The following is a 12553-nucleotide window of genomic DNA, read 5'->3' as shown; positions in this document are numbered from 1 at the left end:
TATAGGAGCCAATCGAGCGAATTTCCATCGCTTTGGTCCGCTCGCGATTTTGTTAACGAAATTATGACAGTCAAAGGCGTTGAGATGCCGCGATTGGATAGACAACCAATTGAAATCATGCCTCAAATTCCTTACCTCTGTCGGCAGGGAAATCAAGGGAAGCAAGTGCCCGAGGGAGGAGCCCATAATGAGAAGCCAAGTTGCCGTATCCGTTCTGACCTTGTTGGCGTCTGCTTCCATGGGCCTTTGCGCGGGCGACTTGGCGCAGGCGGCGCCTTGGGACTATCGCACAAAAATAGAGGATGGCTTTGAAGGCAGCGACTTTGCCCATTCCTGTGGTTTGTATTACCGACAGTCCAAGGAGCAGGCTGCCGAGGGATATGCCTTCCAGTCCGATATGGTCCGCGATGGAAAGCGGGCACTCAAACTCACGGTCACCCCAAAATGCCGACCTGATGAGGAAAATTGCAGCGAACGGGCCGAGGTTTGGGAGAAAACGGTTTCCCGTGTGCCGTTCGACAAGGGCGTGTGGTACGGCATTTCAGTTCGCTTTCAGGCACCAATGCCAAAATTACATCACCGTTTTGTCTTTGCCCAATGGAAGCGGGAATCGGGCAGCACCCGGATGCAGGCCATCAGTCCCTATCTGGCCTTGCGCATGAAGCACGGCAAGATTTATGCAACCGTCGAAACCAACGCCTATCCGGCCCAAAAGTCCACAAAGGCTGGCTCTCTGGCCGAATGTACCGCCGGGGACGCACCGGTCTGGTTGCGGCCACATGAAGGCCAGATGCGGGCGCTGGTCGCATATGAGGATGGCTTTCAGCCCAAGGTCGGTGCACGGTTCGCTGCCTGCTCAAACAGGATCAAGATCACCACCTATGGTCACAGCATGCCGTCCGCCACCTCTGGCTGGATAGACTTCGCGGTCTATTCCAAACCGGGCGCCGACGGAGACGGTCATCTGGAATTGTTTGCCAACGGCCTGCATCTGGCTACAATCAGGGGCCATATCGGTCAGAAAGCAGAGGGCTTGGGTCCCAACCAGTATTTCAAATTCGGCCTGTATCGCGACCCTGCCCCGCGCAGCTGGACCGTCTTTTACGATAATTTCGTACGCTCGGCAGACTGTATGGATGTGCTGAAGAATGAAGCGCTTTGCAGTTCGATAAAGTATTGATAGAAATATGAAAATTTCTTTCTACGCACCGCTGAAGTCTCCCAATCACCCGACCCCTTCCGGTGACCGTCTGATGGCGCGCATGCTGATCGAGGCGATGCAGGCCAAGGGACATCAGGTCGAGGTGATATCGCAGCTGCGGGCCTTTACCAGAGAGCCTGATGGTGCGGGCGTGAGCGCACTGCGCGAAGCCGCTGCGCTGGAATTCCAGCGGCTAGACACCTTGTTTGCCAAGGAAGGCAATCTACCGGATTTGTGGTTTAGTTATCACCCCTATTACAAATCGCCCGACCTGCTCGGCCCCACGCTCTGTCGCAAATATGCCATTCCCTATGTGACGCTTGAAGCCTCCCATTCCCGGCGGCGCGATGCGGCAGGTTGGGCGCCGTTGCAGGAATTTGTGCGCGAAGCGATTGGTCAGGCCGTCTCCAACATCTGCATCACCCGGCGCGATGCCCGTGGTCTGCTGGAGGCCAACCCCAATGTCCGGATCGATCAGATCAAGCCGTTTTTAAAGGTCGACGCTTTCCGGGAAGCGCCTCCCGTCAGGGGCCGACCGGCACAGGCGCTGGCAACGGTTGCCATGATGCGACCAGGGGACAAGCTTGAAAGCTACAGCCATCTGAGCCAGGCCCTCTCGATGCTTGATACCGAGCCATGGCAGCTTGATATTGTCGGCGATGGAACAGAGCGGGCGCAGGTCGAGAGTCTGTTTGCCGCCTTTGGTCCTGAGCGTGTCACTTTTCACGGCCAGCAACCGCCGGAAGAGGTTCGGCAAATCCTTGGTCGTTCGGCGCTCTATCTTTGGCCGGGCATCGGTGAAGCCTATGGCCTTGCCTATCTGGAAGCACAGGCGATGGGTGTGCCGGTGATCGCCTATGATGTCACCGGAGTGCCCGAGGTGGTCTCTGACCGGGAGGGTGGTACCCTCGTTACCCCGCAGGAGCCCGTGCACCTTGCCGCCGCCATACGCGATTTATTGCTGGATGAGGAAAAGCGGATCCGGCAGGGCGAACAAGCCCGTGCCCATGTCTTAGCGGATCATTCTTTCGAAAAAGCAGCAGATCGGCTTGATGCCATTTTGCAGGAAGCCTATGCGGGCTACTAGCGGGCCTGCACTGACACAAGCCCCCAAAGATCGGATCAATTAAAACTGGATCATTCCATGCCAACAACACCAGATAAGCGATTTATCGAGGCGCTCGACACCAAGGCCGGAGCGGGCCGCCGCATCCGGTTTTGGCTCCGAGACGATGATGCGGTGGAGCCAAGCGACAAGCTTACCCGGTTTCTTGACGGTGCAGGACAGCACGCCATTCCCGCCTTGCTGGCGGTCATTCCCCAGGAAACCGGAGAGGCGCTGCAGTCCTGTCTGACCTCCTTCGGGGCGGATCGTGTCCGTGTGGCCGTGCATGGCTGGTCGCATCAGAATCATGCGGCACCCGGCGAGAAAAAGCAGGAGCTGGGGCTTCACCGTCCCATGAAAACGGTTCTGGCGGAGCTTGAGGCAGGCTTGAACAAACTGGCTTGTCTTTATGGCGAACAATGCATCCCAATGCTGGTGCCGCCATGGAACCGGATCGACCCGGCGTTGGTCGATCCTCTAAGCGCGATCGGCTATCGGGCACTGTCTACCTTTCACGACAAAAAGTCTGGCTGGAAGGCATCGCATGCCCTGCCTTTTCACGAGACCCATGTCGATATCATCAACTGGAAGGCAGGCAGCATTGGTCGTCCATCCGATGCGCTATTCAACGAGATGACTGGTCTGATTCAATCCAGTGGTTCCGATGAGGTTATCGGTATTCTGACCCATCATCTGGTTCATGACGATCAGGCAACGGGCTTTCTGTCACGGCTATTCGAGATCACGACATCCCATGCGGCCTGCCATTGGATCGACCCGGCCACTCTGATCAAGTCCTGATCAGGTGCAGGGTGAAAAGGACGGGGCGAGCAAAAGCCAACGCCAAAGTTGGAGCCAAGCTCGAGCGCTCTGAAGCAATGTCTGTTATCGGATTTCGGCGGAGGGGAGAGAACGGCCGGACAGGGCCTTCAGGAAACCGGATTTTCCATGCTGCGGGTTTCTTCCGACAGGCGGTGCCCCAAATGGGAAATCACGTTGGCAGATGTTTTTGGACATCCCTCAATGACTTTCAGGAAGCACTGTTTGCCAATCCGCAAACTTTCTGTCGATGTCTTGGCAATGGCGGTTTTCTGGTGCGGGCGGTTGGCGATGATTGACATTTCGCCGATCAGATCCCCATTCGAAGCTTCCCGGACTTTCTGACGGTCACCCTCGCCGACATCGACGAACACGTCCACCTGACCACTCAAGACCACAAATGCAAAGTCACCTTCATCGCCCCGCGCAAACAAGGTTTGCCCAGGCATGAATTTCACGCGATCAGAATTGAATGCCAGGAGCTTCAGCTTGGTCTTGTCCAGGCATTCAAACAAAGACGTATGGGTTAACGTCTCGACTTCATCACACAACAGCATCCGAAAGATCCTCACCCGGAAATCGGGGTTTGGGGTTCAAAGAAACGACGATGCCAGACTAGCTCTTATTAGATTTAGTTTTTTGAATGTAGTCTTCAAGAGCACAGTCTTCTTTTAACGTGCCTTGCTCAAAGATGCTAACACGCTGGAAAAACTTCGTAAACCTCTCATGTGAAAGGACCCAGATTACACCGGGATTGTCGGCCGATTCACTGAGCAACGCCAGTGTGTCACGGACAATTTCGTCTTGAATATCAGGGTCAAAGCCGGCAATGGGACGGTTGAGGATATAATAGTCCGAGCGCCGGATGATGGCCCGCGCCAGCCCCACTTTGATCCGCTGGGCCTCGGTCAAAAGCCTGCCACCAGCGCCGACATTGAAGTCGAGACCGAGCTTCATAATCGCAAAGTTCAACTCCTGATGGCGCCCGAGCAGATCCGACAGGATATTGCGGATTTGTCGGGAAGCGTCGCCATAGCTGATGTCCACTTTGCCAAACAGGATATTTTCCAGAAGATTGGCCGAAGTGAGATAGCTGTCTGCCTTGTAGGGATCCATCAAGGTGAGCAGCTTCGGATCCAGCGCCGCATGGAAGCGCTTGCGGGCTGCGATGATTTTCTTCTTCATCGCATCAGTCAACAGGCCGAGACGATAGCGTGGCTCGATATAGATCGCCGCCAGCCGAATGAAGGGGATGGTGTTGTCCCTGTTCACCTGACGCATGGCGCGATTTTCCACCTTGGGCAGGATTTTGCCCAGCGCTGCAATGTCATCCGCCGTGATATGGTCGAGATTCTGAAAGAACGGATGGTCTTCGGGTAGATCAGCAAACAATTCAACAAGGTTGGCGGCGATCGTTCGGCCCATTTCGAAAAAGTCGACATCCAGCCCGGTATCGGACATGACCTTGCCGAAGTGGGAATTCTCGGCGATCAGCGGCATGGTATTTTCCGGATCGACCACATTGCCGAACAGAAAATTCTCGATCAGCATCGCATGATCATTGAAGCCTTCAAATTCGAATGGTGCGACGAGGTCGGTGATTCCGCGGGCTTCAAGCTCCTGTCGAAAATCCTTGCGCAGGTTGAGGATGGTGTTGCGAATGTCCGGATAAGCCTCAAGATCAACGATGGTATTGAGGGCAAAATCAACAATGTCACCGGTCAATTGCACCGTATCGAACACCACGCGCGCAGCCGCCAGACCGGTATCGGCCCCTGATCCGGGCCGGAAGATGCTATTCTCCGACACCCAGTCCGAATGGATGTCGAGCGTCGGATTGCCGGTCCGCCTGGCTTCTGAATACTCCCATTTTTTCTGTGCCTGTTCACTTTCGGACACCAAATGCACGGCCACCGGTTCATGCTTCAACCCATAGGTCAGATTTTCCTTCAGCGTACCGACAAACAGATAGGGATCGTTGGAAGCATAGGAGATCCGCCGTCCGGTGATGGTCTCCGGTAGGCTGTAGAGATCAACTTGCCCAGCCTGAATGCGCCCGCTCACAGGCGGCAACAGGCGCGAGAGGGATTGCGCCAGCGGCGAGGCCCCGCTGCTGGCTCCTCCGACGAAGGCGACGGTTTCACCCTTCTCGATGCGGACGGTGGCATTGCGCAACAAAACTGCCCCGGACTCATCCTCCAGCGTCACATTGGCAGCGCACAGGGGCAACGGCAGCGGTTGGTCGGCATTGCCATTGATCGCCTGCATGTCAGACGCCAACATGTCGTCATGCTCGAACTGGTTGATCACCTGCTCATACTTGACCTGCACATCCTGCCGCGCCAAATCCCAGTCGATCAGCTCCTTCAGCGGTCCGGGCAGCTCGCTATAGGCATTGATCACGGCGACCAGCTGCCCCACATCCAGACCACCCTTGATGGTCAGATAGCCGCCGATGCTGTAGAACAGGAACGGCGTTAGTTGGGCAAGGAAGTTATTGAGAAATTTGACAAAAAACTTCCATTGATAGATGTCGTAGCGGATCTTGAAGATCGTGGCCAACAATCCGCCAATCCCGGCACGCTCATAGTTGGACGTGTCGTAGGCGTGGATTGTCTGGATGCCATCGATGATTTCGCTCACCCGACCGGCCAGCTGACGGGCGGTCAATTGCCGCTGCCGCCCCAACTCGATCAACCGCATGCGCATCTTCGGAATGATGAAGGCCTGAAACAAGGCCATGCATACGGCAATCATGCCGAGCCAGAAATGCTGAACGAAAATGAAGGTCAGCGCGGTCAGCGCCTGCCCACCAAGCAAGGCGGGCTGGACGAAGGCATCCCCGGCGAAGCCGCCCATCGGCTCCACCTCGTCCTTGACCATGCTCGAAATTTCACCGGCCTTGGCCCGTTTGAAATAGCTGGGAGGAAAGCGCAGGATGCGATCGACCAGTTGATAGCGGATGCGGCGCAGCAGGCGTTCCCCGAGCCGTCCTTTCAAGGTATTGATGTTGAGCTTGAAAATGCCCTTGATGATGACAAAGGCGAGAAACAGCGCGCTCAGCGCCCAAAGGGAATCGAGCCGATCCAGCTCCATGCCGGGAAACAGTTCGACCGAGCCAAAGTAGGGCAGGTCGATGATGGTCTGGAAAAAGAGCTGTGTGGCGCCTTCCGCCTCGAAACCCTGCCCCTGAATTGGTCCGTTGACGATCTGCTTGGGCAGATCAAGCGCCAGATAATAGGGGATCATCGACAACAGGACGAGCGTCAGAACAATCAACTGCTCTTGCTTGGTATGCGTCCAGATATATCGAATCAGGTTTCGTTCCATGCTCACCTTTATGCAGGCCATCGAAGCGCTGCATTGCTCTGGCAAGCATTGGCGCATCAAGCCACTCTTCTCAAGAGACGTTTAGTCCAATTCAGGCAAATTCAGGCAAGTGCGCGGAGCATGTGCGCAGTGGTCTTCGCCCCGTCGAGAGAAATCTTGAAGGCAGGGCGTCGCGCCATCCTGTCCATTTCCTCGCGCATGGCGGCCACAATCGTCGGTCCACTCAGATCATCCGAATTCAGATAAGTTGCCAGACCCAGCCCCTCCAGCTTTTCCGCCCGGCGGGTCTGTTCGGTTTCTCCTCCACTGGTATATGGCACCAGAACGCTGCCACACTGCGCCCTCAGAATATCGCAGACCGTATTATAACCCGATTGTGACACGGACAGGGAAGCCCCCTTCAATAGGCTGGCAAAATCTGTGCGAAACCGCTCGATCTGAACATGAGAGGGGGCATCGGCGCGAAATTGCTCAAACTCAACTTGCGGCAGATTGGGCCCCGTGATGATGCACCAATTGCCAGGCAGGGGGCTGTTTTTGGCGGCTTCAAGGCTTGCCGTGACCAAATCGCGGCCAACCGCACCGCCGCCAGCCGACACAACAACGGCAAACGTGTCCTCTGGTTCCTCTGGCGGTGGCGCCGCGACGATGCCCGTATAGCGCACCTTGTCCTTGATTCGGTCAAACAGCGGGAAGGTCGCCTCGAACGGCATGAAGTCGGGGTCGCCATGGACGAAGATATGATCGAAATACTGATCGATATACTGAACCGTATCCTCATTGCGGCTCGGCTTGATCTTTTCTTGCAGAATGTCGCGCACCGAGCCGATGACGATCGGCTTGTTGTCGCTTGCCTGAATGGTCTCCATCAGCGGCAGCAACTCGAACCGCACCTGACGGCGGCCAAACGGAAAGGCCTCGACCAGCACGAAGTCCGGTGCGATGTCGTGATAGGTCTTGATCAACAATTCAGCCCGCATGGCCTTGAAAGCGTCATCAACCGGCGTGCCATTCTCATCGATCAGTTTTGAAAAGCTTGCATTGTCCGACGCAATGCCGGGCAGTGCGACATGCTTGATGCCCTTGCCGGGGAACCCTTCGACGCGCTTGCCGCCGGTGACCACGGTCACATCGAATCCCTCTTCAATCAGCGCAGCAGAGATCCGGCTGGCCCGCGCCAGATGTCCGATTCCCAGCAGATGCTGCACATAGAACATCACTTTTTTGCCGCGACCGGACCCATTCTGCTTATCCATTTCTTCCATCCTTCAGACTATCCGCTCTTTGCCGATCTGTTTTGTGCAGGGCTTTTATGCTTTAGGGGCCGAACCCTTAGCCGGACCGATAAACAGGGATTTGAGGAAGGACACACTGACCTTATGGTCGAAATCCTTGCGCACATCCTTCTCGGCCTGTGCCCCCAGACGGGCCCGCAAAGCCGGGTCGGTAATCGCCCGTTCCAGAGCATGGGCCAGCGCAACTGGCTGTTCGGGGTCAACCAGAAGGCCATTTTCATCATCACGGAACAGCTCCGGGATTGCCGAAACACGGGTTGCCACACAGCATTTCTGCTGGCTGGCGGCTTCCACCAGCACATTGGGCAGGCCATCCCGGTCGCCGTCAGCCGCGATTTTGCTGGCCAGCGTGAAAATGTCCGAGGCACGGTAGCCTGCCAACACGTCTTTTTGATCGACCGCACCCATCCAGTTGATCTTGTCGGCAATCCCCAATGACTCGCTCTGGGCCACCAGCTGTTTCTTGTAAGGCCCGTGGCCTGCATGATCAAAGCGCCAGTTGAGGTCTTTGGGCAGCAGCGACAAGGCCTCAAGCAGCGTGTCGTAGCCCTTCTTCTCAACAAGACGCCCGACACTGAACAGCACCACCGGATTGGCCGGATCCGACCCATCCCTTGGGTCAAGCGGCACCGGATTGCCCTTGAAGCGATCCAGATCGAGCCCGTGATAGCTCAGATGCACCCGGCTCGGATCTTCGGCCAGCGATTGCAAATGCTCGTGGCCGGTCTTGGTGCAGGTTGCCGTCCAGTTGGCACGCGTCAGCTTTTCTGACAGATCCCAGTCTTCCGAGGTCCAGATATCCTTGGCGTGGGCCGATATGCTCCAAGGAATGCCCATCATTTCGCTGGCATAGAGCGCCACGGAGGCGGGCGTGTGGATGAAATGGGCATAGAGCCACGTCGCCCCTTCGGGCCATTCCGCTGTCAAGACCGCTGCCTGTCCGAACCGGCGCACCCGATTGCGGGACACGTCTTTGGGCAGGTCGCTCAGGAAGCGTTTGAAGGCCTTGCCAAATCCGGGGGTCTTGGCGGCTTTCCAGAGTCCTTTGAGTACCCGCAACGGTTCGTGATGGAGATATTCAGGCAGATAAAAAACCGGCGCCTTGATTTCATCATGCACCGGATGGCGTTTCTTGTCGGTGGGATGGCGCATCGAGGCCAGATGCAGCTCCAGTCCCGCGCGTTCCAGCCCCAGAAGCTCCTGTGCAATGAAGGTCTCTGAAAGGCGCGGATAGCCTTTCAGCAGTACGACGATTTTGGTCTTGTCGGTCACAATTCAGGCCTTTTCGGCTTCGCTCTTTGCGTCGTTGTCGTCCGGCACAAACAAACGCTCGATCTTGTCGGATATATTGACCAGCCCATCGAGTTTGATGCCATTCGCATGGGCCGAGGGGGCCGGCTGATGGATCAATTTTTTGAGGGCGGCTGCCATGGTGGCAGGATCTCTTGACTGCTCAGGTAAGAGCATTGTGACCCAATTCAACTCTTCGGCGCGTTTTGTTCGGATCAATTGTTCTTCACGCGGTTCTGTCCGCGGCACGATCAGGGCAGGTTTGTCAAAAGACATGATCTCGCAAAAGGTGTTGTAGCCCCCCATGGCGACCACATATTTGGCCTTGGCCACGAGATTTTCCATTTTGCTGTCAAAGGCAATCATATCGACATGATCGATGTCAGCGCCAAGCTCGATCAGCGCATGGCGATCTTCAGCTGGCAGATAGGGACCCAGAACGATCAGGGCTCGGGTCGTCAGGCTGGGATCATGATGATAGGCATTGAGCACATCGCGCACCAGATCATCCCCATCGCCACCACCGCCTGTCGTGACCAGAATGAAGTCCCCTTCGTCGAGCGCATGGCTGCCTTCATCCGACATGGCGGTCTGACGCTGCAGAAAGCCGACAAACTCCATCCGGTCGCGCACCGACTGCGGCACATCGAGGCCAGTCAGCGGATCGTAAAAGTCATTCGGTCCATAGACCCAGATCTCATCGAAAAAATGGTCGATCTTGTCCATCGTTTCCTTGCGGGCCCATTCCGCATCAAGCAAGTGGGGCGCGTCCATCACATCACGCAAGCCCAGCACCAACCGGGTATCATGGGCTTTGAGATACCGCAGGGTCTCTTCCACTTCGCCGCGCAGCCCCATGGGCTCTTTGTCGACAATGAAGATGTCCGGTTTGAAAATCTCGGCGCTTTGGCGAATGATGGCAGAGCGCATGGCCAGCGTTTGCTTGATGTCGATATGCTTTTCCATCGAGCTATATTCGCCATTGCGCAGTTTGATCACGCTGGGGACCTTCACGAAATCGACCCGCGCTCGATATTCATAGGCACCGGCAATCGTCGCGCCGGAGACAATCAACACTTCCAGACCACTGAAATCTTCCACCAGTGAATGCGCGATGGTTCGGCAGCGCCTCAGATGCCCCAGCCCGAACGTGTCATGGCTATACATCATGATGCGAATATTCAGATTTCGACGTGCCATGTCTCTCTCACCGTCAATGAATGAAGTGCCATCTTTGCTGGTATGGAACCCCGATGAAACAGGGGCCTCGAACGCAATATGTTCTGAACTGTAGGTCACTGGCAAAATCGCGACTGCGCGCCTCTTTTTCTACAACATGGTGCTACCTATAGGGGTCCGCAGCGTCACGCAACCCATCGCCAAGAAAATTGAAGGCCAGAATCACCAAAATGACCGGAACAACCGGCAATAAAAGCCACGGATAGAGCGCAATTATGTTTATGCCTCTGGCTTCGGTCAGCAAGATACCCCACGAAGTGATCGGCGGCCGGAGGCCAAGACCGAGAAAACTGAGCGCGGTCTCGCCCAGAATCATGCCCGGAATGGTCAGGGTGGCGCTGGCAATCAGGTGTGACATGAAGCCGGGCACCAGATGGCGCAAAATGATCCGCCTAGGCTTGGCTCCCACCAATTGGGCAGCCAGCACATAATCTTCCTCGCGCAGGGCCAAAAGCTTGGAGCGCACGGCGCGGGCCAGCCCCGTCCAGTCCAACAAGCCAAGGATCAGCGTGATCCCCGCATAGACCAGCAACGGATGCCAGGTCACCGGAATGATCGCTGCCAGAGCCAACCAAAGCGGGATCGACGGGATCGATTGCAGCACTTCGATGATCCGCTGCACGGCCAGATCAATGATCCCGCCATAATAGCCAGCCAGCCCACCGATCACGATGCCCAGCACAAAGCTCATGATAATGCCGAACAGACCGATCGTGAGGGAAATCCGTGCGCCATAAAGAATGCGTGACAAAATGTCCCGGCCGAGCCGATCTGTCCCCAGCCAGAAGAATTTGCCCCCTTCGGCGGGGCAGACCAGATGCAAATCGCCGTCATACAGACCCCAGAATTTGTAAAGCTCGCCCTTGCAGAAAAACCGCAAGGGTTGCACATCCTGCTTGTCGTCGGTGTAGATCCGCTGCAATCGGGTCATGTCCAATTCCATTGTCCGTCCATAGACGAAGGGGCCGACAAAGTCTCCTTCATGGAACAAATGGATCGATTGCGGTGGCGCATAGATGTCGTCGAGATTGCGGGTTTCCAGACTGTAGGGCGCCAGAAACTCGCTGAACAGAATGCTCAGATAGCAGATCAGCAGGAACAGGCCGGAAATCACGGCAGGCTTGTGTTGACGAAACTGGATCCACATCAGCCGCAATTGCGAAGCGGCGGCGAGGCCTTTCTGATCGCCCTCATCCTGTTCAACCGCATAAGGGTCGAACGGGGCGTCTGAGACATAATGTTTGATCGGAGCGCCAGGTGGCGGCAGCATGGCAGTCATTTGGCGCGTCCTCCCCCGAAACGGATACGTGGATCAAGCAAGGCAAGGGCAATGTCTGACACCAGCATGCCGATCACCGTGAGAAAGGCGAGGAACATCAGGAACGAACCGGCCAGATACATATCCTGCGAGCTGAGGGCCCGCACCAGCATCGGACCGGTGGTCTCCAGCGACAGCACGATTGCCGTCACCTCGGCCCCTGAAATGACCGCGGGCAGGATTGAGCCAATGTCGGAGACGAAGAAATTGAGTGCCACCCGCAACGGATATTTATGCAGGACCTTTTTGGGATGCAGCCCCTTTGCCCGCGCCGTCACGACATATTGCTTCTGCAATTCATCCAGCAAATTGGCCCGTAGGCGGCGGATCATAGCCGCCGTCCCCGACGTACCGATGATCAGCACCGGAATCCACAGATGCTCAAGGATCGACCAGAATTTCGGCCAGCTCATCGGCTGGTTGAGATAGGCCTTGTCCATCAGCCCACCGATTGAGATGCCGAACCATTTGTTGGAGAAATACATAATCACCAGCGCCAGCATGAAGTTCGGCACCGCAATGCCGATCATGCCAAGGAAGGTCAGGCCATAATCCCCCCAGCTATATTTGTGGGTGGCCGAATAGATGCCGATGGGGAAAGCAAGGGCCCAGGTGACGATGATCGTCAGCATAGAGACCAGCACCGTCAGCCAGAAGCGGTCACCGACCACATCGCTGACCGGCAGGCGATATTCGAACGAATAGCCGAAATCCCCCACCAGCATGCCACCAACCCAGCGGACATATTGCTCAACCACGGGCTTGTCGAGACCATAGCGTTCGCGCAATTCCTCGATTTCCGCCAGATCGGAGGCTTCGCCCATGGCGCGCAGCTCGGAAATGTAGCTGTCGAAATAATCACCCGGGGGCAACTGGATGATGGTGAAAACCAAGGCTGAAATGATCAGCAAGGTCGGGATCATCATGACGATGCGCCGCAAGATATAACTCAGCAT

Annotated in this window: 10 protein-coding genes; 3 read left to right on the top strand and 7 right to left on the bottom strand. The window is 56.1% G+C overall.

Going from position 1 to position 12553, the window contains the following annotated elements:
* The first annotated feature begins 187 nt into the window (after positions 1 to 187).
* Genes DSD30_RS02300 through DSD30_RS02290 form a run of 3 tightly spaced genes read left to right on the top strand, consistent with a single transcriptional unit; the run spans position 188 to position 3107 of the window.
* Positions 188 to 1180, top strand: a complete 993-nt coding sequence (locus DSD30_RS02300) for a polysaccharide lyase family 20 protein (RefSeq protein WP_114007968.1) — start codon at positions 188 to 190, stop codon at positions 1178 to 1180.
* Between the two features lie 7 nt (positions 1181 to 1187).
* A complete protein-coding gene (locus DSD30_RS02295; protein WP_114007967.1) occupies positions 1188 to 2288 on the top strand; it encodes a glycosyltransferase family 4 protein in 1101 nt (366 codons plus the stop codon).
* A gap of 57 nt (positions 2289 to 2345) precedes the next feature.
* A complete protein-coding gene (locus DSD30_RS02290; protein WP_114007966.1) occupies positions 2346 to 3107 on the top strand; it encodes a polysaccharide deacetylase family protein in 762 nt (253 codons plus the stop codon).
* A 128-nt stretch (positions 3108 to 3235) separates the two neighbouring features.
* On the opposite strand, the gene DSD30_RS02285 is transcribed toward DSD30_RS02290, so the two are convergent.
* From DSD30_RS02285 to DSD30_RS02255, 7 genes are all read right to left on the bottom strand, one after another.
* The gene (locus DSD30_RS02285) at positions 3236 to 3574 is read right to left on the bottom strand and encodes a cyclic nucleotide-binding domain-containing protein (protein ID WP_157967521.1); all 339 of its coding nucleotides are present in this window, start codon (positions 3572 to 3574) and stop codon (positions 3236 to 3238) included.
* A 166-nt stretch (positions 3575 to 3740) separates the two neighbouring features.
* Positions 3741 to 6455, bottom strand: coding sequence for an ABC transporter transmembrane domain-containing protein (locus DSD30_RS02280; RefSeq protein ID WP_114007964.1), 2715 nt, complete (start codon positions 6453 to 6455; stop codon positions 3741 to 3743).
* Between the two features lie 101 nt (positions 6456 to 6556).
* The gene (locus DSD30_RS02275) at positions 6557 to 7711 is read right to left on the bottom strand and encodes a glycosyltransferase family protein (RefSeq protein ID WP_114008584.1); all 1155 of its coding nucleotides are present in this window, start codon (positions 7709 to 7711) and stop codon (positions 6557 to 6559) included.
* 54 nt (positions 7712 to 7765) lie between these two features.
* A complete protein-coding gene (locus tag DSD30_RS02270) occupies positions 7766 to 9022 on the bottom strand; it encodes a glycosyltransferase (protein ID WP_114007963.1) in 1257 nt (418 codons plus the stop codon).
* Between the two features lie 3 nt (positions 9023 to 9025).
* Positions 9026 to 10240, bottom strand: coding sequence for a glycosyltransferase family protein (locus tag DSD30_RS02265; protein WP_114007962.1), 1215 nt, complete (start codon positions 10238 to 10240; stop codon positions 9026 to 9028).
* A gap of 142 nt (positions 10241 to 10382) precedes the next feature.
* Positions 10383 to 11558 carry an ABC transporter permease gene (locus tag DSD30_RS02260; protein ID WP_114007961.1) on the bottom strand — a complete coding sequence of 392 codons (1176 nt, stop codon included), beginning with the start codon at positions 11556 to 11558 and terminating at the stop codon, positions 10383 to 10385.
* Entirely contained in the window at positions 11555 to 12553 is a 999-nt protein-coding gene (locus DSD30_RS02255) for an ABC transporter permease (RefSeq protein ID WP_114007960.1), read from the bottom strand. The genes DSD30_RS02260 and DSD30_RS02255 overlap by 4 nt, the downstream gene beginning before the upstream one ends.

This window comes from Cohaesibacter intestini (assembly GCF_003324485.1).
Taxonomy (GTDB): domain Bacteria; phylum Pseudomonadota; class Alphaproteobacteria; order Rhizobiales; family Cohaesibacteraceae; genus Cohaesibacter; species Cohaesibacter intestini.
This window is presented reverse-complemented; position numbering and strand designations above follow the sequence as displayed.